The organism is Cupriavidus mimosae, from assembly GCF_023952485.1.
Classification (GTDB): Bacteria; Pseudomonadota; Gammaproteobacteria; order Burkholderiales; family Burkholderiaceae; genus Cupriavidus; species Cupriavidus taiwanensis_C.
Genome location: NZ_JALHRY010000001.1, coordinates 876,113 through 902,229 on the forward strand (window position 1 = coordinate 876,113; position 26,117 = coordinate 902,229).

Here is a 26,117-nt window from a genome sequence, read left to right on the forward strand (position 1 = left end):
AGCCTCAATAGCTCATCGTCACGTTGAGCATGGCGACGCGCGGATTGCCCACCGGCAGCACGTTGTTGTTCAGGCCACCCGCGTAGTACATCTTGTCGAACACGTTCTTGACGTTGAATGCCGCGCGCCAGTGCGAGGCCACGTAGCCGACGGCAAGATCGGCGACGGCGTAGCCCGGCACGGTGTAGTTGAAGCTGTAGCCGCGCTTGGCGCTCTCGCCCCGCACGCCGGCACCGACGTACCAGCCCGCCAGCGCGCCACGCAGGCGATACTGGCTCCAGACCGAGAAGCTGTGCCGCGGCACGCTGTTCAGCGGCTTGCCGACGTTGGCGGCGGTGGTGTCCTCGGTGACTTCGCTGGCGATGTAGGCGTAGGCCGCCGATACGCTGAGGCCGTAACCGAGGTCCTGCGTCAGTTCCACTTCCAGCCCGCGCGAGCGCTGCTCGCCCACGGCCATGCTGAAACCCGTGTTGACCGGATCGCTGCCGAGCACATTGGTGCGCGTCAGGTCGAACGCCGCCAGCGTCAGCAGGCCGGACTTGTCTGGCATGTCGAACTTGATGCCGACCTCGTACTGGCGGCCCTTCTCGGGCTTGAAGGTGGCGCCGCTGACATCGGTGCCGGCGTTGGGCAGGAACGACGTGGCGAAGCTCGCGTACGGCCGCGCCCAGTGCGTCAGGTCGTACATCACGCTGGCGCTGCCGGTGACGGCGTTGTTGTCGTTGTCGGTACGCGACGAGGCGAGCCGGTCGGTTGTGCCCGTGCGCGCGGATTCGTAGCGCACGCCGCCGGTGACGGTCCAGCGCTGCCCGATGCGGACCTGGTCGCGCAGGTAAAGGCCCAGCGCATCCAGCGTATCGGTCGCATCCACGCTATAGGCGGACGGGCAGTTGATGCTGGCGCCATAGACCGGGCTGTAGACGTTCAGCGCGGCCACGCGGCACGTCTTCTGCAGGCGGTCTTCCTTGGTATGCCGGTAGTCGATGCCGAAGGTCACGTTGTGGGCATGGCCCGTGAACGCAAAAGTCCGCTGCACGTTGGTGTCGACGCCGAATGAATTGCCGGAAAAGTTCTGCTGCGTGCCGCTGCGGTTCATCGACTGGCTGTTGACCGCCATGGTGCCGGCCGATACCAGCGTACCGGTCAGCGACGATGTCTGGTAGCGCAGGTTCTGGTTCAGGGTCCAGCCCGAGTCGAACCGGTGCGTCAGCGCGTAGCCGATGCGGTTCTGCTCGCCGTCATAGGACGGCGCATTCGGTTCGCCGATAAAGCGGTTGGCCGGCACCACGCCATTGCGGTTCGGCACCAGCGTGCCATTCACGGGCAGGCCCTGCTGGCGCACGTAGTTGCGCTGGTTGTGGCTGGCCAGGATGGTGAAGTCCGTGCGCGCGCCAAGTTCGAGCGTCAGCGACGGCGCGATCCAGCGGTTGCGATACCAGACGAAGTCGGTCGGATCGTCGCTGTTCATCATCAGCCCGTTCAGGCGGAACGCGGCCTTGCTGTCCTTGGCCAGCGGGGTGCCAACGTCGACCGTCATCTGCCGGAAGCCATAGTTGCCGACGGTCAGGCCCAGTTCGCCAAACAATTCCGCGCGCGGGCGCTTGCTGACCATATTGACCAGGCCGCCGGGCTGCACCGCACCGAACAGTATCGAGGCCGGTCCCTTGAGGACTTCCACGCGCTCCACGCCGAACAGCTCCTGCGCCACGCGGTTGTTGCTGTCGACCAGCAAGCCGTCGGCAAAGACCGATTCCGAAGCGCGCTGGCCGCGGATGATGAAATCGTCCCAGCCGCGCCGGCCATAGGTATTGGTGACCACGCCGGCCGAATTCTGCAGCGCGTCGCTGAGGTTCTGCGCCTGCTGGCTGTCGAGCAGGTCGCGCGTGATCACGGTGATCGACTGCGCGGCGTCGGCCGCCGATTCGCCCGACTTGGTCACGCCGGCCGCCCGCCGCGTGGCGAAGCCGACGTCGGTCGGCCCGTCACTGGCGGCGCTGACCGTCACGGATGGCAGCGTGGCAAGTTCTTCGGCGGCGTGGGAGACAACGGCAGGCAGCAGCAGGGAACTGGCAGCGGCGGGTATGGCAAGTCGGCGGAAAAGCATGGCGGCCCGGGATAAAAGCAAAAGGCCGAATAATAAATGAGAATAATTCGTGTTTCTAGGGCTTTGGTCCGGGTATGCGAAGTTGCTTTGTCAACGTGCCCGACGCCGCGACATGGCGAAATGGCTGCGTGAACCGGTCACATGGCGTCGTCGCGATCCTCGATCACCGATATATCCCAGCACGACATAAACAGCGCGGCAATCAGCGGACCAATCACAAAGCCGTTGATGCCGAACACCGACATGCCGCCCAGGGTCGAGATCAGCACGACCCAGTCCGGCAACTTGGTGTCCTTGCCGACCAGCACAGGGCGCAGCAGGTTGTCCACCGCGCCGATGACGAGGGTGCCGATGGCAATGAGCGCGATGCCTTTCCATACGGGACCTGCCAGCAGGAAATAGATCGCGGCGGGGCCCCAGACCAGCGCGGCGCCGACGGCCGGCAGCAGCGACAGGAACGCCATCAGCGTGCCCCACAACAGCGCGCCGTTGATGCCCAGCAGCAGGAAAGCCAGGCCGCCCAGAATGCCCTGCACCGCCGCCACCACCACGTTGCCCTTGACCGTGGCGCGGACCACGGTGGTGAACCGGCCGACCAGCCGGCGGGTGTGGGCGTCGCTCAGCGGCATGGCCTCGCGCAAGCGATGGGAAATCACCGCGCCGTCACGTAGCAGGAAAAACACCAGGTACAGCATGACGCCAAGGCCCACCGCGAACTGCAGCGTGTTCTGGCCAATGGCGACAGCCTGGGCCGCCATGAACTGGCTGATGCGGGCGGCCCCTTCGGTCAGTTTTGCCTGCAAGCCCGCGACGTCGGCCAACCCGATTTCGTTCAGCCAGTTCTCGATGGAGGCTGGCAGGGCTTGTACGGCGGTCTGGAAGTACTGCCCGAAATCCCATTTGCCGGTCTTGATCTGCTGGTAGGCAAAGGCCACTTCCTGTGCGAGCGTGGCAATCATCAGGAATACCGGGACAATGGCCATCAGCACGCAGACCAGCAGCGTGGTCAGTGCTGCGAGATTTTCCCGGTTGCCGAAGCGCACCGTCAGCTTGCGGTGCATCGGATGAAACAGGATGGCAAGTATGGTGCCCCACAGGATCGCGCTGTAGAAGGGCAGCAGTATCCAGATGAACGCAATGGTGACGGCGACCAGAAGGATGTAAAAGCCTTTCAAATTGCGCATCGGATGGTCCGCGAGTAGATTCGTCCAGGAACGATGCCGATGGTGCCCTGCACGGCGGTGCCCGGCAACTACCCGTCGGCGTCGCCGGCAGGTTTGCCGAAGGAGTTGCGCTCCAGGATCTGGTGATCCCTGCCATGGATCAGCAACTCGACCTGCGCGCGCCGGGCTTTTTCCGCGCCGGTAGCGATCGCATGAGCCATCGAAGTGAAGCGCTGCTGGTTGCCGGAGCGTCCCTCCGCTTCGACGGCCCAGCCGTTATGGGTCGGCACGACATGGATATTCTTGCCTGGCATGGCGCTCTCCGGAAGTTGGCAGCATGAGTTTCAGCGCTGTGCCGCGGACCAGGTATCGGGCGCCGTCTGACAAGGCCGTCGGATATCCGGAACAGAGCGCCAGCCGGAAGCGACAACGCCCGCCAGGATCCTGGCGGGCGCTCTTGATTGCAGGGGCAGTGCAAAGGTGGCTCAACTCATCTTGTCGATAATCCCCTGCATCTCGTCCAGATTGAAGGCTCGCAGCGTCTGCGTGCGCACGTTGCCGAGCGCGCCCACCGCCAGGCCGAATGCGGTCATGCTGGCGTCATCCTGGGCCTCGACCGTCAGCACGATGTCGTATTTGCCCAGGGTCCAGTAGATGTCTTTCATCTGCACCCCGAAGCGCGCGCCCATCTCGCGCACCGCGGCGGCGCGCTTGGTGGTGTCCTTGACGGCGCGGATGCCCTGGTCGGTGAAGCTGGCGAGCACGATATAGCGGGTCATGGCGGGATCTCCGGTAAGGATCGATCGAACGCCGTCCCGGCTGCGCGCACGCGACCGCTCGCAGCAAGCCGGGGCAGTGGTTCAGGGAGTCCCGGCGCAGCGCCGGGGGCCTGAGCAACCCCATACCGACGCATATTGCGCGCCAGCCGACGTGGTGGGCCGCGTCGCGGGAAATGCCGCGGTGCCCCACGGCTCGGGATGGGCTGCTGTGTATCAGTCCTGATACAGCGATCCGCCTTAGTCCTGTGCCGGCCCGCCGTCGCCACCCTCCGGCGCGTCCAGCGCGCGCATGTTGTCCAGCAGCTTCAGCAGGTAATGCAGCGTGTGCGTCAGGTCGTTGGTGGAGAAGCCGTCCAGCGCCTGCTCGTAGTACTGCCGGATCTTCGGCTGCGCCTGGTGCAGCCACACCTCGCGGCCCGGCTTGCTCATCCGCACCAGCCGCGAGCGGCGATCGCGCCCGTCGGGCGCCAGCGTGATGTGACCGTCCCGTTCCATCCGGCTGACCAGCCCGGACAGGTTCTGGCGGCTCACCATCAGGTAACGGGCCAGGTCGCCGACGCTCATGCCATCGGCGGCTTCAGGGCGCGACAACGCGCCCAGCACGGCCCACTGCTGTGTCGTCAGTCCTTCCGCTTCGACGGCTCGTGAACCGGTTTTATGCAACATGTTTGCGCATTGGTATAGGCGGAAGAACAGCCGGTTAGCCAGTTCCATGCGCGCGTTAGTCGGGAGTTCACCTCCCTGGTCGGGGTTAACCATAGTGATTTCCAAAGGATAGCGGCCTTGCACGCGGTGTCGGTCACGCCTATTATACGTCAATATATTTACCTAAATAAGTGGCGCATGTGGCGGCGACACCGCCGGCACGATAGCACCGGAACCCTGAAAGGAGAACGGCTGTGCAAGGACTCGAAGGCAAGACGGTCATCGTGACCGGCGGTGGTGGCGGTATCGGCGGCGCAACCTGTTTGCGCTTTGCGCGTGCGGGCGCGGCGGTAGGCGTGCTCGACCTGAACCCGGAGGCAGGTGAACGCGTGGCGGCGCAGATCCGCGATGCCGGCGGCCGCGCACTGGCCGTGCGCTGCGACATTACCGATCGCGCCAGCGTCGAGGCGGCGGTGGCTGCGGTGGAGCAGGAGCTGGGCCCGATCGACGTGCTGGTCAACAACGCCGGCTGGGACGTGTTCCGGCCGTTCGTCAAGACCGAGCCGGCGCAGTGGGAGCGGCTGATTGCCATCAACCTGACCGGCGCGCTGCATATGCACCACGCGGTGCTGCCCGGCATGGTGGCGCGCAAGCGCGGGCGCATCGTCAATATCGCCTCCGATGCCGCGCGCGTGGGGTCTTCCGGCGAAGCGGTATATGCCGCGTGCAAGGGCGGGCTGGTGTCGTTCTCCAAGACCATCGCGCGCGAGCATGCGCGCCACGGCATCACCGTGAACGTGGTGTGCCCGGGGCCGACCGAGACCGCTCTGTTCGAAGACTACAAGCAGGGCGCGGGCAACCCCGAGAAGCTGGTGGAAGCCTTCACCCGCTCGATCCCGCTGGGTCGCATCGGACAGCCCGACGACCTGCCTGGCGCGGTGCTGTTCTTTGCCGGCGACGATGCGTCGTTCATCACCGGACAGGTGCTGAGCGTGTCGGGCGGCCTGACCATGAACGGCTGAGCGCAACCCATCCCAGACTGACAACGGAGATCACCATGCAATACGAAGACATTCGCTATGAAGTGCGCAACGGCGCGGCCTGGATCATCATCAACCGCCCGGAAAAGATGAACGCCTTCCGCGGCCGCACCTGCGACGAACTGATCCACGCCATCAACCGCGCCGGTTATGACCGCGAGATCGGCGCCATCGTGCTGGCCGGCGCGGGCGACAAGGCCTTCTGCACCGGCGGCGACCAGTCCGCGCACGAAGGCCAGTACGACGGCCGCGGCACCATCGGCCTGCCGATGGAAGAGCTGCACAACGCCATCCGCGACGTGCCCAAGCCCGTGATCGCGCGCGTGCAGGGCTATGCCATCGGCGGCGGCAACGTGCTGTGCACGATCTGCGATTTCACCATCGCCTCGGACAAGGCCGTGTTCGGGCAGGTCGGCCCGCGTGTCGGCTCGGTCGATCCCGGCTATGGCACTGCGTTCCTCGCACGCGTGGTCGGCGAGAAGAAGGCGCGCGAGATCTGGTACCTGTGCCGCCGCTATCCCGCCGCCGAAGCGCTGGCGATGGGGCTGGTCAATGCCGTGGTGCCGCACGAGCAGCTCGACGCCGAAGTGCAGAAGTGGTGCGACGAGATCCTGGAAAAGAGCCCGACCGCGCTCGCCATCGCCAAGCGCTCTTTCAATATGGATACGGCGCACCAGGGCGGCATTGCCGGCATGGGCATGTATGCGCTCAAGCTCTACTACGACACCGAGGAATCGCGCGAGGGCGTGCGCGCCTTCCAGGAAAAGCGCAAGCCGGACTTCCGCAAGTACGCGAAGTGAACGGAGCCAGCGGAGACAGCCATGAATCCCTACCTTGACGAAGACCTGTCGGCGCTGGCCGGGCATGCCCGCCGCTTTGCCGACGCCCGCGTCGCGCCCGGCTACCTGGAGCGCGACCGCACCCGCGTGCTCGACCGCGCGCTGATGCGCGAGATGGGCGAGATGGGCTTTATCGCGCCCGAGCTGCCGGAACAGTATGGCGGGCAGGGCCTGGGCTCGCTCGCGGCCGGCGTGATCCACGAAGCGGTGGCGCGCGCCGACCTGAGCCTGTCGTACATCAACCTGCTGGCCTCGCTGAACGGGCAGATCCTGGCGCACCACGCGCGGCCGGAGATCGCCGGCCCCTGGCTGCAGCGCCTGACACGCGGCGAGGCGCTGCTGGCGATCGCGCTGACCGAGCCGCGCGGCGGTTCGGACGCGGCCAGCCTGCGCCTGCGCATGGAGCGCGATGGCGACCACTATGTGCTCAACGGCGAGAAGACCTCGATCTCCGCTGCCGACCAGGCCGATGCCGCGGTGGTGTTCGCGCGCAGCGGCCCGGTCGCGGCGGGCGCGCGCGGCGTGTCGGCGCTGCTGGTGCCGATGGACCTTCCGGGCATCACGCGCAACCGTTTCGACTGCCATGGCCAGCGCGCCATCGGGCGCGGTTCGATCTTCTTCGAGAACGTGCGCGTGCCGGCCAGCCATCTGCTCGGCAAGGAAGGCGAGGGCTTCGTGCAGGTGATGCAGGGCTTCGATTTCTCGCGCGCGCTGATTGGCCTGCAGGTGCTGGCCGTGGCGCAGGTGGCGCTGGACGAGACCTGGGACTACGTGGCCGGGCGCCAGGCTTTCGGCAAGCCGCTGTCGGCATTCCAGGGCGTGTCGCACCCGCTGGCCGACTTCGAGACCCAGGTGCAGGGCGCGCGCCTGCTGTGCCTGCAGACGCTGTGGCTGAAGGACCGCGGGCTGCCGCATACCGCCGAAGCGGCGATGTGCAAGTGGTGGGCGCCCAAGCTGGCGTACGACGTGGTGCACCAGTGCCTGCTGTCGTTCGGCCACGGGGGCTATGACCGCGGCGCGATGGAGCAGCGCCTGCGCGACGTGCTCGGCTTCCAGATCGGCGACGGCACCGCGCAGATCATGAAGACCATCATCGCGCGCACGCGGGCGGGGCGCGAAGCGGTACCCGCCTGACACGCGCGCCTGACGCAGCGACTGGCAGCACACAACAACGAGGAGACCGCCATGGATTTCGACGCCGTACTGATCGCGCCGCGCCGTGCCGCCAGCATTGCCGCCGGGCACTGGCAGGACCGTACCATCAACGACTATCTTGCCGAGTGCGTACGTGACCGGCCCGACGCCCCCGCGCTGACCGCGCTCAGCATCGATCGTCAATACGTGATGCGCTTCACCTGGCAGGAGCTGGCGCGCATGGCCGACCGCGTGGCGGTGGGCCTTTCCCGCCTCGGCATCGTGTCTGGCGATGTGGTCTCATGCCAGCTGCCCAACGGCTGGCACCTGAGCGTGCTGTACCTGGCCTGCGCGCGCCTGGGCGCGGTGCTCAACCCGGTGATGCCGATTTTCCGCGAGCGCGAGCTGTCGTTCATGCTGGCGCACGCGCAAAGCAAGGTGGTGGTGGTGCCGAAGCTGTTCCGCGGCTTCGATCATGCGCACATGCTGAGGCCTTTGCGCGATGCGCTGCCCGCGCTGCACCATATCGTCGTGGTCGATGGCGATGGCGAGGACAGCTTCGAGGCCTTGCTGAGCGGCCCGTCCTGGGAAGACGCCCCCGATGCCGCCACCATCCTGCAGCGCGGCCGCCCTGGTCCGGACGACGTCACGCAGCTGATCTACACCTCCGGCACCACCGGCGAGCCCAAGGGCGTGATGCATACCGCGAACACGCTGTTCTCCAACATCGTCGCCTATGCCGGCCGGCTGCATCTCACCGGCGACGACGTGGTACTGATGGCGTCGCCGATGGCGCACCAGACCGGCTTCATGTACGGCCTGATGATGCCGGTGATGCTGGGCGCGCATGCGGTGCTGCAGGACATCTGGGATCCGACGCGCGCGGCGGCGCTGATCCGCGAAGAGGGCGTGACCTTTACCATGGGTTCCACGCCGTTCCTGACCGACCTGGCGCGCGTGGTGGCCGAGGCCGGCGTGCCGGTGCCGAGCTTGCGGATCTTCCTGTGCGCGGGCGCGCCGATCCCGGGCACGCTGGTCGAGCAGGCACGGCAGGCGCTGGGCGCGCAGATCGTGTCCGCATGGGGCATGACCGAGAACGGCGCGGTCACCACCACGCTGCCCGAGGACAGCGACGAGCGCGCGTCGACCACCGATGGCCGCCCGTTGCCCGGCGTGGCGATCCGCGTGGTCGACGGCACCGACGCGGACGTGCCGGCGGGCGCGACCGGCCGGCTGCTGGTGCGCGCCTGCTCCAACTTCGGCGGCTACCTGAAGCGCCCGCAACTGAACGGCACCGATGGCGATGGCTGGTTCGACACCGGTGACCTGGCCCGGCTGGACGCGGACGGTTACCTGCGCATCGCCGGCCGCAGCAAGGACGTGATCATCCGTGGCGGCGAAAACATCCCCGTGCTGGAAGTCGAGACCCTGCTCTACCGGCATCCCGCGGTGGCGCAGGTGGCGATCGTGGCCTATCCCGATGCCCGCCTCGGCGAGCGTGCATGCGCCTTCGTCGTGCCGCGGGCGGGGCAGTCCATCGACCTGGCGGGCATGGTCGACTGGCTCAAACAGCAAAAGATGGCACTGCAATACATCCCCGAGAAACTGGTGGTGCGGGACGCACTGCCGGCCACGCCAGCCGGCAAGATCCAGAAGTTCCGGCTGCGCGAGATGCTGCTGGGCGATGCGGGCTGACGCTGCGCCAGCCGGTAGCCGGCACGCGGGCGCAAGCTCACCGACGTTTTGCCAACGGCAATTACGCAATTAACCGCCATGAACCGTACCCGTCCGCCAACGCTCAGGCGCGGCAAGCGGGCAGGGGTTTGCCGGCGGACGGCAGACGCGGCGGTCGGAGGCGGATGGAGGCAGTGGCTCGGGTCAGTGGCCGGCGCCGGTGTAGCCGTGGCTGCGTGGGCCCAGCCAGCGCCATAGCCGCTGTCGCCATGCGTCGCGAGCTGGCTCCGGCGCTGCCTTGCAGCGGGTGACATGCAGAGAGGCGGCGGTGATCGCATACAGCTCGACATGGCCGGCGTGGGACAAGGTAAAGCACTCGCTTGCCGTCAACGCCGTGTCCTTCGGATCGCCATCGCGGATCAGCCACAGCTCGCCGGCGGTGCAGCGCACCGCCACCCGTTCGCCGGGCCCGGCGACCAGCCGCAGTGAACTGCGGGCGGGCAGGGTGGCGGTCATATCGTTGCTTGCCAGGTACATGATGGTCTCCTGGTTCAGGCTACGGCCAGGCCGGCGGATACCGGTAGCTGACGCGGCCCGGACGGCGGCCGGATGAATCCGGCAATGCGCTGGATCACCGCGGCATCGCGCAGGATGCGGCGATGGCCAAGGCCGGTGGTGGTCTCCAGCCGCGCGCCAGGCCAGGCGCCGGCGATGGCCGCGCCGTCTTCCCAGCGCACCTCCTTGTCGTCGCGGTCATGGATTACCAGAGTCGGTGGCACCGGGCGGTCGCGGCCCAGGTCCGGCACGTTGAAGGCGGACCATGGCATGCCCAGCCAGCGTTCGCTGTGGCGCTGCATGCGGGCCAGAACCGCCGGCGCCACGCCCAGTTGCCACGCCAGCGCGGCGCATGCCGCGCGCATGTCGGCGGGCGCGCCCAGCAGCACCGCGGCGCGTGCGGGCAGGCCTTCGCGCAGCGCCAGCGCCGCCGCCGCGCCGCCGAGGGAATGCGCCACCACGGCGTGGACGGGGCCGGCATGCCACGCGGCCGCCAGCAGCGAGCGCGACATCTCCAGTACCGAAGTCTGCGCTGCGCCGCGTGCGCCGGCATCGGAGGCGCCATGCGACAGCGCATCGAAGGCGACGACCCGCATGCCCGCCGCCAGCAGGCCATCGATCACCGCATGCCACTGGCCCGCATGGCCGCCCCACCCATGGGCGAGCAGCACCGCCGGACCGGCGCTGCCCCAGCGGTAGACCCGCACGCGCCGGCTGGGCCCATGGCCGGTCACCAGGGCCCAGTCGGCGCGCGCACAGTCCAGCGCATGCCGGGCAGCGGAGGTGGCGGCGCCCCGCGGCGGGCAGAACCAGATGCGCTCGAGCCGGCGTGCCGTCGCCGCAGGCATTAGCACGCTGCCGGCTTGCCAGCGCAAGCGTTGCAGGCCCATCAGGGCACGTTGCAAGGTACCGTCGCGGCTGACCGGAGGCGTGGCATCGGTGGTGCGCAATGCTGCCGCCGCCACGGCGGGAGAAGGGGAAACCGGGGAAGGAGAAGAGACTGCTTGCGTCACGACCTGGACCTCCAATGGATTCTGGATTGCGCGGCGTCATCGGAACCGGGCGGGCCGGAGGCGTCTCGCGCTTTCTATAAGACCGACCAGTCGTGCTTTTTTTGATAGAAAAAAAGCCCGCCGGAGCGGTTTGCTGCCCGCCGGCGGGATAGCGCCGGCGCCGATGTCATGTCCGCGCGGGATGAGGCGCGCCTGCCGAGGCGCGCGCGACCAGGGCCGCAAAGGCGTGCCGTGCCATCGCTTCCGCATCCTGCCGCCCCAGCAGCTTGAACGACTGCTGGAAGGCCATGCCGATGCCGGACAGCTCGAAGGCGAACTGGCGCGGGTCGACGTGCGGCCCAAACTGGCCTTCTTCGATGGCGTCCCCCACCACCCGCGCGACGGTGCTGTGCCAGTCCTTCAGCGACTGCACCACCAAGTCGCGGATCGAGCCGGGCCGGTCGCGATATTCCTGCCCCAGTGCCGTAAACAGGCACCGTCCCTGCGTCACCGTGCCGCCCAGCCATTCCAGGTAGCCTTCGAACAGCGCCTGCAGCCTCGGCATGCCGCGCGGCTGGCGCATTGCCGGCCGGATCACGATGTCGCCGAATCGCTCCACCGCCAGGTCCAGCACCGCCTGCTGCAGCATCTCCTTGGACTTGAAGTGCGCGTAAAGGCCGCTCTTGGACATATTGGTATCGGCCGCCAGCGTGGCCAGCGACAACTGCTCGAAGCCGACCTTGGCGGCGGCGTCCAGCGCCTGCTCGATGATGGCTTTGCGGGTGAGGTGTCCTTTCTGCATGCAGCGAAGAATAGCACGACCGGTCGGCTTGTCAACGAAACCGGATGCATGGTAGTTGCCCCGACTTGCGTTGTTGTGCTGGGGAGGCCATAACGTCATACAGCTATGCATGTGACGTCAACGCAAATTCCGAGGGCCCGTTACTGTCAAGGCGTCGGGAAGGCGTTGTGCTCTGTCCAACGCTTGGATGGACGCCTTCCGGTAGATGCCGGCGCAAGATGACGGGCCAGCAATAAATCTGCACAAAGTGTTTCGGCGGTTACATACGGAACGCTTTGCGTGCTCTATACTCGAATGCACGTCCGCGCACTTTTTTTCACTGGTGACTGGAGACCGACATGAACAGTACAGCCGTGCCGAGAGGCGCTAGCGAACCGTTCCGGCAACTGCGGGCGCTGCGCCGCGCGCGCAAGCTCAAGCAGGAGGACGTTGCCCGCAAGGCGGGCATTTCCCGGGAGGCTTACCTCCGGGCAGAATCAGGCCAGGCCGACCCCCGCATGTCGACCTTCCTGGCGGCCTGCGAGGCGCTGGGCCTCGAAGTGGTGCTGGCGCCGCAGCACCTTGCCGCTGACGTCAACGCTTTCATTGCCAGCCGCAACGGCGGCGTGACCGCTGCCTCGATGGCCGGCCAGCCCGCTGGCAGCGCGCCGGCACCGGCCGCGACACCGGCCTCCGGCGGCGGTTTCGGCCCCGGTACCGGCGAGGGCCACAAACCGGTCTGATCCGCCTTCTGCCTGGCCGGCCGCATGCTTGTGCGGGTCGGTCCGGCGGCGGGCCTCCAGGCCACCCTCCGCAAGCGGCGCGTGCCCTCCGGCGCGCGCCGAGCCGCTTTTGTCCCGAGAGCCGTTTCTGGCAACGGACAGCCATGACGCCGCAGGCCTGACTGCCTGAGCCGGCGCTTTCAAGCTTTACTGTCTTCTTCCGCTTCTGGCACCCCCAGCGGCGTCCTCCCCATTTCCCGATTCGCCGCCTACAACTGCAAGAGCGCCGCATGCTGCCCGCGCACGTCCGCGGTTTGACACGCCCGGTTTCGATGATTACGATATGGTAAATTCATTGCACAATACGTAATTAAAGCGCCGTGCGGCCAGCGCTGCGCTGATGGACCCACCCCGGAGACGCAAGACCCACCATGGACCTCACGCATACCCAGCTTGTCGAGCACGGCTATATGTCCGGCTTCGCCAATGAATTCGCCACCGAGGCACTGCCCGGCGCGCTGCCGGTGGGCCAGAACTCGCCCCAGCGCGCGCCCTATGGCCTGTATGCCGAGCAGTTGTCGGGCACGGCGTTCACGGCGCCGCGCGCGCACAACCGCCGCTCGTGGCTGTACCGCATTCGCCCGGCGGCAATGCACAAGCCGTTCACGCTGATCGAACAGTCGCGTTTCCTGAGCCGCTTCGACCAGGTGCCGCCGTCGCCGAACCAGATGCGCTGGAGCCCGCCGGCGATGCCGTCCGTGCCGACCGATTTTGTCGATGGCATCGTCACCATGGCCGGCAATGGCGGACCGGAGGCGATGACCGGCTGCGGCATCCACCTGTACCTGGCCAACCGCTCGATGCAGGACCGTTTTTTCTACAACGCCGACGGCGAGATGCTGATCGTGCCGCAGCAGGGCCGGCTGCTGATGGTGACCGAACTGGGTCGCCTGGAAGTCGAGCCGCACGAGATCGTGGTGATCCCGCGCGGCGTGCGTTTCCGCGTGGAGCTGCCCGACGCCGAGGCGCGCGGCTATATCTGCGAGAACTACGGCGCGCTGTTCCGGCTGCCCGACCTGGGCGTGATCGGCTCGAATGGCCTGGCCAACCCGCGCGACTTTCTCTCACCGGCGGCCAGCTATGAAGACCGTGAGGGCAGCTTCGAGCTGGTGGCCAAGTTCCAGGGCAACCTGTGGCGCGCCGACATCGGTCACTCGCCGCTCGACGTGGTGGCCTGGCACGGCAACTACGCGCCGTACAAGTACGACCTGCGCCGCTTCAACACCATTGGCTCGATCAGCTACGACCATCCGGATCCGTCGATCTTCCTGGTGCTGCAGTCGCCGTCGGATACGCCGGGCGTCGATACCATCGACTTCGTCATCTTCGGCCCGCGCTGGCTGGCCATGCAGGACTCGTTCCGCCCGCCCTGGTTCCACCGCAATATCGCCAGCGAGTTCATGGGCCTGATTTCCGGCGTCTATGACGCCAAGGCCGAAGGCTTCGCGCCCGGCGGCGCCAGCCTGCACAACTGCATGAGCGGCCACGGCCCCGATGCGGAAACCTTCGAGAAGGCCAGCGTCGCCGACACCTCGACGCCGCACCACATCGAAAACACCATGGCATTCATGTTCGAAACACCGGGCGTGATCCGCCCGACGCCGTACGCGGCGCAGTCGGCGTCGCTGCAGCAGGAGTACTACACCTGCTGGCAGGGGCTGAAGAAGCATTTCAACCCGAACGTCCGCTAAATCGGCAGCGCCTGCCATCCCGCCGTTTTTCTCCGCGCCTGCTTGCCGGAGAGGGGGAAGGCAGACGCCCACCACCCAAGACAACCGCAGGCACGCCGCCCGTGCCGCCAGAATTTCCGGAGCACCCGATGACCGCCCCCCACACCAGCTGGATCGACAGCGCCAACGACGGCGACACCCATTTTTCGTTGCAAAACCTGCCTTACAGCGTGTTTTCCACCCAAGGCCAGGCGCCCCGAGTTGGCGTCGCCATCGGCGACCAGGTCCTGGACCTCGCCGCGCTGGACCAGGCGGGCCTGCTGCCTGAAGCGGCCCGGGGCACCTTTGCCGCGGACAGTCTCAATCGCTTCATCGCGCTGGGCCAGCCGGTCTGGAATGAAACGCGCCGGCGCCTGACGGCGCTGCTGTCCGGCGCGGACGCCGCGTTGCGCGACAACGCCGCCTTGCGCGACCGGGCGCTGGTGCCGATGTCGGCCGCGACCCTGCACCTGCCGGTCGAGATCCCGGGCTACACGGATTTCTATTCGTCGAAGGAGCACGCCACCAACGTCGGCCGCATGTTCCGCGACCCGGACAATGCGCTGCTGCCGAACTGGCTGGAAATCCCGATCGGCTACAACGGCCGCGCCAGCTCGGTGGTGGTGAGCGGCACGCCGCTGCATCGCCCCAATGGCCAGATCAAGCTGCCGAACGAGGCGCGCCCGGTTTTCAGCGCCTGCCGCAAGCTGGATTTCGAGCTGGAGATGGGCTTTATCGTCGGCAAGCCCTCGGCCCTGGGCGAGCCCGTCAGCACCGCTGACGCGCCGGCGCATATGTTCGGCATGGTGCTGCTCAACGACTGGAGCGCGCGCGATATCCAGCAATGGGAATACGTGCCGCTGGGGCCGTTCAACAGCAAGGGCTTCGGTACCTCAATCTCGCCGTGGGTGGTCACCATGGAAGCGCTCGAGCCGTTCCGCCGCGACAATCCCGCGCAATCGCCCGAGCCGCTGCCGTACCTGCAGCAACAGGGCAAGAACGCCTACGACATCGCGCTGGAAGTCGCGCTGCAGCCCGCGGGCGCGGCGGTCCCCAGCACCATCTGCCGCACCAACTTCAAGGCGATGTACTGGACCATGGCGCAGCAGCTGGCGCACCACACGGTGTCGGGCTGCAACGTGCGCGTGGGCGACCTGATGGGCTCGGGCACGATCAGCGGCACCACGCCGGACTCTTACGGCAGCCTGCTCGAGCTGACCCGCAACGGCGCCGAGCCGCTGACGCTGGCGGATGGCAGCCAGCGCAGCTTCCTGCAGGACGGCGACGACGTGATCATGACCGGCTATTGCCAGGGCGACGGCTATCGCGTCGGCTTCGGTACGGTGTCGGGCAAGATCCTGCCGGCGCGCTGAAGCGAGGGCGCTGGCCGGCAGGCTTCAGCCTGCGTCAGCGCCAAGCGCGGCGGCATCAAGGATGACCGCCGCGCGGCCCGACAGCAGCGTACGTCCCGCGGCGCTGACGACAAAGGCGTAGAGCACGGTGGCGCCTTCGCCGCTGATGCGCTCCGCCGCGACTTCCAGCGGCGCCGGGATATCGTCGAGCCGTTCCACCTGCAGCACCAGCTTGCGCACGCTGGCGAGATAGCCCGTGCGCGGGCGCTGCTGCGCGCCGCCTGCCTGCCCGGCCTCGGCCAGCAAGGCGCCGTGCACGGCCATGGCCTGCGCGGCATATTCGATCCCGCATACCGCTGCCAGCCGGTCCTGCGCGCGCAGCGGGTTCTCCGCGTGCGTGTGGCTGGTTGCCGTGCAGCGGATCGATGCCGCGTCCCACGCCACCACGCCGTCGAGCAGGCACATGCTGCCCTGGTGCGGTATGCGCGCCGCGATCCAGGCGCGGTCCCTGATCGCTTCAGGCATCGGCCTGGCTGCCGAGGCTGATGACGTCGGCTTCGATCCGCAGCGTGTCCAGATAATCCAGCACCACCGTGCCGGTCTCGCCGCGGGCGATGGCGGCCAGCAGAGGCAGCACGCGCGCGGCCGGGGCCGACTGGCGCAGCGCTTCCAGCGCGGTGTCCGGCATCGTGGTGGCCGGCGCCTGTGTCAGCCCCACCGCCATGCGCGCCAGCGAGTGCGGGCTCGGTTGCGGCGTGAGCAGCAGGGCCACCCCAAACGGATCGGGAATCGGCCGGCAGCTGTGCAGCGGCTCCGGATAGCCGGTGTCATAGGCGATCAGCAGACAGGGCTCGGCGTCGGCGCTGGCCTGCAGCACGCCTTCCAGCAGCCCCGCGCCAAAGCTGCCGTCCATCGCGCACAGCACGTTGGAGGCGCGCATCGCGCCGGCGGCGATCGACCAGTAGCCGGCGGTCGCGTTGTGCACGGAGTTGTGGAAGCGCGTGGGCGACATCAGCGGCTCGGGCTGCGCCAGCGCTTCACAGATGGCGTGGAAGTTGTGGCCATCGCTGCTGGACGAGGTAAAGATCGTCGGCAGCTGCGCGGCATCGCAGCCGCTGGCCGCCACTGCCTGCTGGCCGATGCCCAGCGCCAGCCGGACGGTGGGTCCGGTGCGGCGGCGCTCAGCCGGGGGCAGGCCGGCGGGCGGCGGCAGCTCGGTGGGCGCGTGCGCGTAGGGCGCGCGCCCGGCGAGCACGGCACTGGACTGCTGCCAGCCGCTCAGGCCGGGGCCGAGCAGGCCGATGCTTTCGATATAGATGGGCTGCGGCATGGCGCTGGCTCAGTGAGCAACCGCGTCCGCACGGGCGAACAGCAGGCTGCAGTTGGATCCACCGAAACCGAACGCATTGCTCATCGCGAAGCGCAAGGGCGTGTCCTGGTTGGCGAGCTGGTAGTTCACATCGAGCGCGGGGTCTGGCTGCGTGGTGTTGATGCCGGCCGGCACCAGGCCGTGGCGCAGCGCCAGCGCGCAGATCACGGCCTCGAGCGCGCCGGCCGCGCCAAGCGCATGGCCGGTGGCGCCCTTGGTCGAGCTGCACGGCGTGCCGGGCAGCACCGCGGCCATGGCCAGCGCTTCGGCGGCGTCATTGCTGCGCGTGGCGGTGCCGTGCAGGTTGACGTAGCCGACCTGCGCGGGCGCGATGCCTGCGCCGGCCAGCGCCTGCGCCATTGCCATGCGCGCGCCGAGCCCTTCGGGGTGTGGCGTCGACATATGGTGGGCGTCGCTCGATTCGCCGATGCCTGCCAGCAGGATGGCATCGTCCGCCACCGTGCCGGTCACGCGCTCGAGCAGGCCGAACACCGCGCCCTCGCCGATCGAGATGCCGTTGCGCGCCACGTCGTAGGGCCGGCACGGCTGGCGCGACAACAGCTCCAGCGCATTGAAGCCGTACAGCGTGGTGTGGCACAGCGAATCCACGCCACCGACCACGGCCGCGTCGATCAGCCCGGCCTCGAGCATGCGCCGCGCCGAGCTGAACACCTTGGCTCCGGACGAGCACGCCGACGAAACCGCCGCCGCGGGCCCGGCCAGGCCCAGCTGCTGCCGCAGGAAAGCCGGCAGCGAGTAGGGGTTGTGCGTGCCGCCGTAGTGGAAGTCCGGCGGCAGCGCACCGCTGGCCGGATCGCGCTGGCGGTAGCCCAGTTCCGTCTGCAGCACGCCTGCCGTGCTGGTGCCGAGAAAGACACCGATACGGTGGGCGCCGTAGCGCGCCGCCGCCTCGCGCACGCGTGCGGCAAAGTCGTCCTGCTCCAGCGCCAGCTGCGCCAGCCGGTTGTTGCGGCAGTCGAATTCGGCCAGCGCGGCCGGCAGCGTGACGGCGTCCAGGCCGGCAACTTCGCCGACATAGGTATCGAGGGCAACGTCGCCGAAGCGGCACGGCGCCAGCCCGCCGCGCTGCGCGCGCAGCGCCGCGAGCGTGGCGTCGAGGCCGGCGCCGAGGCAGCTGGTGGCCGTGAAATGCGAGAACAGGAGCGGGGACACAGCTTCGGTGAGGCGAATGGAAGGAATCTCTGAAGGCAGCGCCAATTGTAACAAGCCGCGGCGGCTCAGCCCGGCGGCACGGCGGCGCGCAGCGTCACGCAGCGCAACCCGGCCCGTTCGATCGCGTCCAGCAGGCCCGGCAGCACGGTGGTGCAATGGGGATGGCCGGCAGGGTCCAGGCCGGGATTTCCATCGTGCAGCAGCAGGATGTCGCGCCCGGCCAGCCTGCCGGCCAGGCGCCGCGCCACGCGCGCGGCGTTGTTGCCGCTGAGGGTATCGAAGCCGCGCCGGGTCCAGGCCGCCAGTTGCAGCCCGAGCCGGCACAGCACCGGCTCCAGGAAGGGATTGCGCAGGCCCGCCGGGGCGCGGAAGAAGCGCGGCGCCTGGCCGGTGATCTCCGTCAGCAGCAGCTGCGCGGCGGCAATGTCGCGCTGCATGCGGCCGGGGCCGAAGGTGGAGAAGTGCAGCCGGTGGTACATGCTGTGGTTTTCCACGGCGTGCCCACGGCGCACGATCTCGCGCACCAGTTCGGGATGCGCCGCGGCGCGCTCGCCGATGCAGAAAAACGTCGCGCTGGCGCCGTGCTGGTCGAGCAGGTCTAGCACTTGCGGCGTCAGGTCGGGGTTGGGGCCGTCGTCGAAGGTCAGCGCCACGCAACCTTCCGCCGATGGCGGCAGGCGCAGCAGGTTGGGGCCGAGCCAGGTGCTGCGCGGCCACAGGCCAGCCGCGCACATCGCCGCATGGGTCGCGCCGACGCCGGCCACGGCCCAGCCCACGCCCTGAGGGTAGGCGAGCAGCGCGCCGACGGCGCCCACATGCACCGCGGCAGCGCCATATAGCAGCGGGGTGGGCCGCCAGGGGCGGCTGGGAGAACCCTCGGGCAAGGCAACGCCCGGTGCGGATAGCGGCTTCATGTTGCACTCCCGGCCTTCCCCGCTGCCGCGGACGAGGCCGCGGGCGCGAGGATGGCCGCAAACCACAGCGCCAGCACGGCGCCGGGGCCGACCGTCAGGCCGAAGGCCTGCAGCAGCGGCAGGCTCGACAGCGACAGCAGGCCGAATGCGGCGACCGTGGTCAGGTTGGCCAGCAGCAGCGACACCAGCGTGTGCGGCGAAGCGCCTGCCGCCTGGCCGTCTGCCGCCGGGCCATTAAAGAATAGTGCGTAGTTGGAGCCGACCGCGGCCAGCAGCAGCAGGCCCACCAGGTGCAGCAGCGTCAGCGGCTGGCCCAGCGCCGCCAGGCCGCCCAGCACCACCACCGCGGCGGCGGCCAGCGGCAGTACCGTCGCCAGCACCCGGCGCGGCGAGCGCAGCGCCAGCGCCAGCAGGGCGATGATCGCCAGCAGTCCGGCCAGCGACAGCAGCAGGGCCTCGCGCAGGTAGCCGGCATAGAGCCGGTCCGATTCGCCCTTCAGATCGACGAACAGCGTATCGGCCACGTCGGCCCGCTGGATCGCCGCGCGCACCGCGGCGCTGTCGACGCCGTCGGCCGCGCTGACAGGGCTCGGCGCATGCACCGGCGCGCGCAGCGGCAGCGTCGCGCTCCAGCGGCCGTTGCGTTGCACCAGCAGCGCGTCGACCGCCAGCGCCATCGAGGTGCCGCGCAGGCTCTCGCGCTGCAGCAGGGGTCCGGTGCGGGCTGCTTCGGCCTGCGCCAGGAACGGCGCGAACACCGATGCGCGTACCGGCTGCGCGGCGATCGCGGACTGCAGCCGCTGCGCCAGCACATCGGGGGGCGGCAAACTGGCCTGGCGCTCGCGCTGGGTGGCGGCGCTGGGCAGGTAGCGCGCCGGGCTCTCGTAGCCGCCGATAAAGTTCTGCGCCACCAGCGGTTCCAGCTCATGCGCGACGCGCTCCGCGCCCTGCAGCACGGATTCCTGGTCCGGGCCCGATACCACCACCAGGAAGCGCACATCCGGTGCGCCGAGGTTTTCACGCAGCGAGGTATCCAGCGCCTGGTCGCTCGCCGATACCGGGCTCAGCGCCTGCAGTTCCCGGCCCCACAGCGTGCCGCGATGCTGGACCAGCACTACGCAGGCGCCCACTACCAGCAGCAGCACCAGCCAGCGCAGCCGGGGCGCGCGCTGCGTCAGCCATTGCAGCTTGCGGCCGAGCGGTGCGACGTCGCGCAGCTGCAGCGTGGCCGGCACCAGCTGTGGCAGCACGAAGCGCGTGACCAGCGCGGCGGTGGCGAGCCCCGCGATCGAATACAGGCCCAGCTGCGCCAGCCCCGGGAAGCCCGACAGCAGCAGCGATGCAAAGCCGCACACCGACGTCAGCACTCCCAGCCGCACCGTCGGCCAGAAGCCGCCCAGCCAGGCGCGTTCGTCGCGCCGGCCATTGCTTGTGTACTGCGCGGACTGCACGAACAGGTAGATCGAATAGTCGACGGCCTCGCCGATCAGCGTGGTGCCAAAGCCCAGCGTCAGGCCATGCACCGCACCGCCAAAACCCAGGCTGACCGCGGCGATGCCCGCCAGCGCGCCGCTGAGCACTGGCACCAGCCCAAGCACCAGCAGCGGCACCGAACGGTACACCGCCAGCAGCAGCGTGACGATGATGGCGAGCCCGATGGTCGAGAGCCGCTCGACGTCGTGGCGGATGGTGTCGCGCGCCTTGACCGAGAACACGCCCGGGCCCGTCATCACCAACTGGTAGGGGCCGTTCGCGGCGGCGCTGGCAAAGGCTTGCTGCATGGCCGCCATGGCCTCTGCCTGCGCATCGGTGTCCGAGCCCGCACCGGCGGTCTGCGCCAGCAGCAGCGCGCGCTTGCCGTCGCGCGAGGCCCACGCGCCCGCATGCATCGGCACGCGCTGGCCGGCATCGAGCTGCGCCAGCATCGCCGCAACCTCGCCGGTCGGATCGCGCGGCAGCAACGACTTGGTGAAGAGCCCGGCCGAGGAGGCCAGCAGCGCGAACGAATCATTCACCGCCTGGGCCAGCCCGTGTTCGCTGAACCGCTCCGGCGTAACCTCCGGGCTGAGCAGGTAACGGTGCGCGAACACGTATTCGCGGTCCGCCGCCTGGTTGACCGGCTCGCCGTTCTGCACCGAGGCAAAGCGCGGGTCGCCGCGCAGTTGCGCCGCCATCGCGCGCGAGACCCTGGCGCGGCCATCGGCATCGCCGCCTTCGATGCCGACCAGGATCAGGCGCGATACCAGCCCGTCGCGCAGCTGGTTCACCAGCAACTGCTGTTCGGCGCTGGGCAGCCGCGGCAGGAAGGCGGACAGGTCGGCGGTGAAGCTGGTGCGGCTGACGACCGCGGCGCAGGCCAGCAGTGCCAGCATCCACAGCCCCAGCGCCAGGCGGCGCGGTGCCGCGCTCATCGGCTCGCGGCCGGCCGGATCTTCATCACCGAGCGGTCACCGTCGGCCTGCCGGATCTCGACCTGGTCCAGTGCATCCTGCCGGCCGTCGATGCGCACCTGGCTTACGGCCGCGGCCATGCGCGAGTCCGCCGGCGTCAGCGTCAGGGTCCAGCGGCTGGCACGGCCCTCGACACCGAGCTTGTAGTAGCGCTCCAGCGCATCGCGGTTGCCAGCCAGCGTGGCGCGGATGCTCTCGATAAAGGCGGCGATTTCGGGGTAGTTCTGCAGCGGCATGGTGTAGCGCTTGCCGTCGCGCTCGACCGTCAGCATGTCGCCGTCCAGCACCAGGTTCTCCGCCTTGGGCGAAAGCGTGCGCTTCTCCAGGTGGTCGGGTGCGGTGAAGCGCAGTTCGCCCGAGGACTGCACCGGCTTGTCGAGCAGCGCCAGGTATTTGGTCTCGGTAAACAGCACGCGCCCGGACTTGCGCTGCGCCAGCGTGGACATCAGCTGGTCGACGCCGAACGCGGCGGTGGCCGCCGGCGCAGCGGGTGCGGCCGTGGCCGTCAGCGGCGCCAGCGCAAGCAGGGCGCTCGCCAGCAGGGTCGACGACAGATAGCGGACAGGGCGCGCGGAGAAGCTCATCAGAGGCGGCTCACGGGTTAGGGCTCGTTCCCCGGCGGCGGCTGCTCGGACAGCGGCGGGCCGGCGTGCCAGAAATCATAGAAGTTGAACCAGTTGTACGGGGCGCTGCGGCTGAACCGCTCCAGCAGCCTCACATAGTCCGCCAGCGCCGCCTGCACCGCCGTTTCGCGCTGGCCGCGCGCGGTCTCGGTGAAATCCGCCAGCGGCACGAAATGGACATCGTAGCGGTTGCCACCGCGATACAGGCCGGTGATGAAGAACACCGGCCGCCGCAGCATGGCCGCCATGCGCAGCGGGCCGGTGGGAAAGCCGGTCGGCGCGCCGAGGAAACTGCATTGCTGCACCGGGTCGGTGGCGCGCTGCGACAGCGTGCGGTCGGCCAGCATGCCGATCATATAGCCCCGGTCCAGGTAGTCGCGCACGCGCAGCATGGTGTCGAAGCGGCCCAGCGCGATCACGTCCTGGCGCATCGCCGGATTGATCGACTGCAGCACGTCGTTGAGCTTGTGCGCGTTCTCTTCGTACATGGTGATCGCGACCTCCATGTCCGGATGGCGCCGACCCAGCGCGCGCACCACCTCGAAACTGCCCAGGTGCGCGCCCAGCAGGATGGCGCCGCGCCCGCGCGCCATCGCGGCTTCCAGCAGGTGCTCGCCATGCAGGCGGATGTCGAACAGGTCGAAGCGGCCGTTGAGCAGGTAGATGCGGTCGTGGATGGTCGAGGCGAAGGTGAACACATGCCGGTAGCCGTCGCTCCAGCGGGCCTGGCGTCCGAGCACGCGGTCCAGGTACGCGCGCGAGGCATGGCGCGCCGCCGGCGCGAACAGCATGAAGTAGGCGGCAATCGCACGCAGCACCACGCGCCCGGCGGGCCGGCCCAGCGCCAGCGAGATCCACGTCATGACGCGCAGCAGCGTAATGCTGCCGCGCTCTTCGCGGCGGGACCATTCCGTGTCCAGCGGCGCCTGGCGCCGCCACAGCCAGCTCAGCATGACCGTGCCTCCGCTTGCGCCGCGACGCCGCGTAGCTGCAGCGTGCCGCTGGCGACATCGCGCCCGGCGCTGCGCAGCGTGAAGCGGATGGTCTCGGCGCCATCGGCTGCCGCCTCGGACTGGTGCAGCACCTCCACGCGCTCGCCCGGGCGCACCGGGCTCAGGAACTTCAGCAGGCTCGCCTGCGCGACGGCAAGCGGGCGGCCCAGCGCAGTGCCGAGCGCCAGCACGGCATGGTCCAGCAGCACCACGCCAGGAACGATCGGATGGCCCGGGAAATGGCCAGCCATGGCAGGGTGGGCGGGGTCGATGACAAAGCCCGGTGGCAACGCGGCAGCGCGGTCCTGCGCGCCGGACAGGGTTGCCACCAGCGCGGCCAGCGCCTCGCGCGGCAGCTTGCCGGCGGCATTGCGCGGCAGGCGCTCGGCAAAGTACAGCGGGCGCGGCATGAAGGCCGGGTCGATCCGTTCGCGCAGCGCCTGCTGCAACCGCGCCGGCGCCACGCCCGGCGCCACCACCACGGCCACCAGCCGCACCACGTGCCCGTGCGTGTCGCCTTCATGCGCGTCGGCGGGCATGAAGAACGCGCCGTCGCGCACCCCGTCAATGGCGGTGAGCTGGTAATTCAGGTAGCCCAGCGAAGTCCGCTTGCCGGCGATGTTGAGCAGGTCGGCCTTGCGCCCATGCAGCAGGAAGCGCTGCGCATCCAGCGGGGCGATGGCGTCGCCCAGCGGCACCGGCTGCTCGATATGGCCGCCCTCGGCCCAGGTCTCGGTATCGTCGCCGGCTGTGCCGGGGTCGCCGGCGGCGTTGGGGCGGGCTTGCAGCCGCACCCCCGGCACCAACGTCCACGTGTCTTCCTGCGCGGTGCGGCGGGTGGCCAGTTGTCCGGTCTCGGTGCTGCCGTAGATCTCGCACAGCGGCGCGGCAAACAGCGCCTCGGTCTCGGCGGCCAGCTGGCGGCCAAGCGGCGCGGTGGCGCACAGCACCAGGTCGGCTGCCGGCATCGCCTGGCCGGATTGCACCAGCGTGCGCAGGTGCACCGGCGAGCTGACCAGGGCGCGCGGCGCCGGCACCGCGGCCAGTGCCGCGCTGACGTCGGCCGGATAGAACGCCGGCGCGGCCACCAGCGCCGCGCGGCCCTGCAGCACCAGCATCACGGTGGCTTCAAGGCCGAACATATGCTGCGGCGGCACCGTGCCGGCCAGCGTCCACGCGCGCCCGTCGAGCAGGCCGAGCCGTTGCGCCGCGGCGCGCGCGCTGCCAGCCATGGCGCCCCAGGTCTTGCGATGCGGCACCGGCGTGCCGGTCGATCCGGACGTGAATACGTAGGCCATGACCTGCGCGGACGGGATCTGCGGGATCTCGAAGGGACCGTCGGCGGCGGTGGCGGCCAGGCCATCGTGGTAGTGCAGCGCCGGCATGTCGAAGGCCGCGTCGGGCTGGTCATGCAGGCAGAAGGCGTCGGGCGCGAAGGCCAGCAGCTGGCGCACCGTCTCGGGCGTGTGCGACGGCGGCAGCAGCGTGGGCTTGCCCGCCAGCAGCGCCGCGCACAGGCCGACGGTAAAGCGGTAGCGGTCGGTGCAGGCGTTGAAGACGTGGCCGCCACGGGTACCGGTAGGCAGGGCCGCTGCCAGGCGGGCCGCATCGGCGAGGAACTGCCGCACGGTGACGGGTCGTCCGTGCACCCAGGCGATGATGTCGTCGGGCGTAGCGTGGGCAACGATGGGGAGTGAGGTCATGGACGGAGCCTGTGCCTTTTGCGCGGGGCCGGGGCCGGATGGCGGCGCCTCAGCGCGGCAACCCGGGCCGGGCCGCACGGGCCGTCATCAGCGCGCGGTAGCCGTGCACGGCATCGAGCAGGCCGCGGTGGCGCATGTCCGGAAAGGCAATGCGGCGGTACAGGGCCTCGCCCGCGAACATCAACGCGATCAGCAGCGGCGTGGCCAGGTTGGCGAAGCTGGACCAGGCCGCCACCGGCGCAAGCACGAACAGCAGCGTCGACACGCCCACCATCGCGGCGAAGAACAGCGTCCAGGCCTGGGTCACGCGCACCGTGTAGCGCACGTGCGCGGCGGACAGCGTGCCGTGGATGGCGGTGGCGATCTGGGTGCAGAGCGGGGTGCGGCCGCGGCGCAGGCTTAAGGCGAACATCGCGCCCAGCGCGGTATTGGCGCCCGCATGCTGCAGGTAGTAAGTCCAGCCGAAATGGCCGGCCAGCGGCGCGCGCCACAGCCACAGCGCCGCACACGCGGCGAGCAGCGCCAGCAGGGCGGGCACGCGCCCGGCCAGCCGGCGGCAGGCCACGAAGCCGATCAGCAGGAACGGCGCCGCGCCGAGCCACAGGGCGGCTACCTCGGCACCGGGCTGGTGCGCCGCGCGATGCAGGGCCGATTCATAGGCCACGAAGGCCGCCACCGCGCCGATCCACGCATGGCGCCGCCACGATGGGGCGGCGGCGTCCGGCGCAGGCATGGCGGCGGTCAGGGAACGGCGGTGGACGGGCTGGCTCGAAGGCATCTGTGGGAGCTTGGTGTGTTGCGTAAGGCGCTTGGGGTGCGGTGCGCCGGGAAAGGCGCCAAGTGGCACGCGAAGCGAACGCTTTATACCCCAAAAGACCCTCCGGACGCGATCATGATTCCCCAATAGGTCGTTGATGTTGTTACTAAACTTCTCTCGACTGGCCCGGCAATGCCCCGTTTGATAGCATTCGGGTGCCCGACGCCCGCACCGGGATCGACTTGCCCGGCACGGGTGGCGCAGCGGCGTTCCAGCCATCTAGCAACATGACCGAACTCGAAACCGAACTTGCCCGCCTGATCCTCGACGAACTCGACATCGCCGAACTGCGGCTGGAGGACATCACCGCCGCCACCCCGCTCTACGGAGAAGGCTTCGGGCTGGATTCGATCGATATTCTCGAGATCGCCCTGCTGGTATCGCGCAAGTACGGCGTCGAGCTGCGCTCGGACAATCCCGACAACAAGACCATCTTCACCTCCCTGGGCAGCCTGGCCGCCTACCTGGCGCAACACCGCACGCGCTAGCCCAGCCACCGTTTCCTTTAGCCCGGACAGGACCACGAC

General features: G+C 68.9%; 25 protein-coding genes. 8 read left to right on the forward strand and 17 right to left on the reverse strand.

The genetic code is table 11. The features are described 5' to 3' along the window. Positions 1-4: 4 nt before the first annotated feature. The 5 genes from MKD50_RS03805 to MKD50_RS03825 form a co-directional block, all read right to left on the reverse strand. Positions 5-2,104: a TonB-dependent siderophore receptor gene (locus tag MKD50_RS03805; protein ID WP_252666438.1), complete on the reverse strand. Its 2,100-nt coding sequence runs from the start codon at positions 2,102-2,104 to the stop codon at positions 5-7. 137 nt (positions 2,105-2,241) lie between these two features. Then, on the reverse strand, positions 2,242-3,288 hold the full coding sequence (locus MKD50_RS03810; protein WP_252666440.1) for an AI-2E family transporter: 1,047 nt from the start codon (positions 3,286-3,288) through the stop codon (positions 2,242-2,244). 68 nt (positions 3,289-3,356) lie between these two features. Continuing rightward, a complete protein-coding gene (locus tag MKD50_RS03815; protein ID WP_115701201.1) occupies positions 3,357-3,581 on the reverse strand; it encodes a DUF2188 domain-containing protein in 225 nt (74 codons plus the stop codon). A 171-nt stretch (positions 3,582-3,752) separates the two neighbouring features. Continuing rightward, a complete protein-coding gene (locus MKD50_RS03820; protein WP_115701199.1) occupies positions 3,753-4,046 on the reverse strand; it encodes a GYD domain-containing protein in 294 nt (97 codons plus the stop codon). A gap of 237 nt (positions 4,047-4,283) precedes the next feature. Continuing rightward, a complete protein-coding gene (locus MKD50_RS03825) occupies positions 4,284-4,805 on the reverse strand; it encodes a MarR family winged helix-turn-helix transcriptional regulator (protein WP_115701197.1) in 522 nt (173 codons plus the stop codon). Positions 4,806-4,945: 140 nt separating this feature from the next. Between MKD50_RS03825 and badH the strand changes: the two genes are divergently transcribed. Genes badH through aliA form a run of 4 tightly spaced genes read left to right on the forward strand, consistent with a single transcriptional unit; the run spans position 4,946 to position 9,399 of the window. Next, a complete protein-coding gene (gene badH / locus MKD50_RS03830) occupies positions 4,946-5,713 on the forward strand; it encodes a 2-hydroxycyclohexanecarboxyl-CoA dehydrogenase (protein WP_115701194.1) in 768 nt (255 codons plus the stop codon). 35 nt (positions 5,714-5,748) lie between these two features. Continuing rightward, positions 5,749-6,531 carry a 2-ketocyclohexanecarboxyl-CoA hydrolase gene (gene badI, locus MKD50_RS03835; protein WP_115701191.1) on the forward strand — a complete coding sequence of 261 codons (783 nt, stop codon included), beginning with the start codon at positions 5,749-5,751 and terminating at the stop codon, positions 6,529-6,531. Positions 6,532-6,552: 21 nt separating this feature from the next. Next, a complete protein-coding gene (gene aliB / locus MKD50_RS03840) occupies positions 6,553-7,704 on the forward strand; it encodes a cyclohexanecarboxyl-CoA dehydrogenase (protein ID WP_115701188.1) in 1,152 nt (383 codons plus the stop codon). A gap of 51 nt (positions 7,705-7,755) precedes the next feature. Beyond that, entirely contained in the window at positions 7,756-9,399 is a 1,644-nt protein-coding gene (gene aliA / locus MKD50_RS03845) for a cyclohexanecarboxylate-CoA ligase (RefSeq protein ID WP_252666441.1), read from the forward strand. A 183-nt stretch (positions 9,400-9,582) separates the two neighbouring features. Here the strand turns inward: aliA and MKD50_RS03850 are convergent, their stop codons facing one another. The 3 genes from MKD50_RS03850 to MKD50_RS03860 form a co-directional block, all read right to left on the reverse strand. Further along, positions 9,583-9,915, reverse strand: a complete 333-nt coding sequence (locus MKD50_RS03850; RefSeq protein ID WP_252666443.1) for a DUF2917 domain-containing protein — start codon at positions 9,913-9,915, stop codon at positions 9,583-9,585. 14 nt (positions 9,916-9,929) lie between these two features. Continuing rightward, complete coding sequence (locus tag MKD50_RS03855) at positions 9,930-10,946, reverse strand: alpha/beta fold hydrolase (RefSeq protein WP_252666444.1); 1,017 nt, start codon at positions 10,944-10,946, stop codon at positions 9,930-9,932. A gap of 166 nt (positions 10,947-11,112) precedes the next feature. Beyond that, entirely contained in the window at positions 11,113-11,727 is a 615-nt protein-coding gene (locus tag MKD50_RS03860; protein WP_252666446.1) for a TetR/AcrR family transcriptional regulator, read from the reverse strand. Between the two features lie 338 nt (positions 11,728-12,065). On the opposite strand from MKD50_RS03860, the gene MKD50_RS03865 reads away from it, so the two are divergent. From MKD50_RS03865 to fahA, 3 genes are all read left to right on the forward strand, one after another. Continuing rightward, positions 12,066-12,449 carry a helix-turn-helix domain-containing protein gene (locus MKD50_RS03865; protein WP_018008605.1) on the forward strand — a complete coding sequence of 128 codons (384 nt, stop codon included), beginning with the start codon at positions 12,066-12,068 and terminating at the stop codon, positions 12,447-12,449. A gap of 410 nt (positions 12,450-12,859) precedes the next feature. Next, entirely contained in the window at positions 12,860-14,179 is a 1,320-nt protein-coding gene (gene hmgA, locus MKD50_RS03870) for a homogentisate 1,2-dioxygenase (protein ID WP_252666448.1), read from the forward strand. A 128-nt stretch (positions 14,180-14,307) separates the two neighbouring features. After that, complete coding sequence (fahA, locus tag MKD50_RS03875) at positions 14,308-15,570, forward strand: fumarylacetoacetase (protein WP_252666450.1); 1,263 nt, start codon at positions 14,308-14,310, stop codon at positions 15,568-15,570. A 24-nt stretch (positions 15,571-15,594) separates the two neighbouring features. On the opposite strand, the gene MKD50_RS03880 is transcribed toward fahA, so the two are convergent. From MKD50_RS03880 to MKD50_RS03920, 9 genes are all read right to left on the reverse strand, one after another. Continuing rightward, complete coding sequence (locus MKD50_RS03880) at positions 15,595-16,074, reverse strand: ApeP family dehydratase (protein WP_252666452.1); 480 nt, start codon at positions 16,072-16,074, stop codon at positions 15,595-15,597. After that, the gene (locus MKD50_RS03885) at positions 16,067-16,879 is read right to left on the reverse strand and encodes a beta-ketoacyl synthase chain length factor (protein WP_252666454.1); all 813 of its coding nucleotides are present in this window, start codon (positions 16,877-16,879) and stop codon (positions 16,067-16,069) included. Before MKD50_RS03885 ends, MKD50_RS03880 begins: the two co-directional genes overlap by 8 nt. A gap of 9 nt (positions 16,880-16,888) precedes the next feature. Next, positions 16,889-18,091 (reverse strand): beta-ketoacyl-[acyl-carrier-protein] synthase family protein, encoded by a 1,203-nt coding sequence (locus tag MKD50_RS03890; RefSeq protein ID WP_115701166.1) that lies wholly within the window; start codon positions 18,089-18,091, stop codon positions 16,889-16,891. A 65-nt stretch (positions 18,092-18,156) separates the two neighbouring features. Then, a complete protein-coding gene (locus MKD50_RS03895; RefSeq protein ID WP_252666456.1) occupies positions 18,157-19,005 on the reverse strand; it encodes a polysaccharide deacetylase family protein in 849 nt (282 codons plus the stop codon). Continuing rightward, positions 19,002-21,416 (reverse strand): MMPL family transporter, encoded by a 2,415-nt coding sequence (locus MKD50_RS03900; RefSeq protein WP_252666458.1) that lies wholly within the window; start codon positions 21,414-21,416, stop codon positions 19,002-19,004. The genes MKD50_RS03895 and MKD50_RS03900 overlap by 4 nt, the downstream gene beginning before the upstream one ends. Further along, positions 21,413-22,039 carry a LolA-related protein gene (locus tag MKD50_RS03905; RefSeq protein ID WP_115701157.1) on the reverse strand — a complete coding sequence of 209 codons (627 nt, stop codon included), beginning with the start codon at positions 22,037-22,039 and terminating at the stop codon, positions 21,413-21,415. The genes MKD50_RS03900 and MKD50_RS03905 overlap by 4 nt, the downstream gene beginning before the upstream one ends. 17 nt (positions 22,040-22,056) lie before the next feature. Further along, positions 22,057-23,031 (reverse strand): lysophospholipid acyltransferase family protein, encoded by a 975-nt coding sequence (locus MKD50_RS03910; protein ID WP_252666459.1) that lies wholly within the window; start codon positions 23,029-23,031, stop codon positions 22,057-22,059. Beyond that, on the reverse strand, positions 23,025-24,773 hold the full coding sequence (locus MKD50_RS03915) for an AMP-binding protein (protein ID WP_252666460.1): 1,749 nt from the start codon (positions 24,771-24,773) through the stop codon (positions 23,025-23,027). Before MKD50_RS03915 ends, MKD50_RS03910 begins: the two co-directional genes overlap by 7 nt. Positions 24,774-24,822: 49 nt before the next feature. Beyond that, positions 24,823-25,506 (reverse strand): COG4648 family protein, encoded by a 684-nt coding sequence (locus MKD50_RS03920; protein ID WP_240070842.1) that lies wholly within the window; start codon positions 25,504-25,506, stop codon positions 24,823-24,825. A gap of 311 nt (positions 25,507-25,817) precedes the next feature. Here MKD50_RS03920 and MKD50_RS03925 point away from each other — a divergent pair, with 311 nt between their 5' ends. Further along, a complete protein-coding gene (locus MKD50_RS03925) occupies positions 25,818-26,078 on the forward strand; it encodes a phosphopantetheine-binding protein (RefSeq protein WP_062802929.1) in 261 nt (86 codons plus the stop codon). The last annotated feature ends 39 nt before the right edge of the window (positions 26,079-26,117 follow it).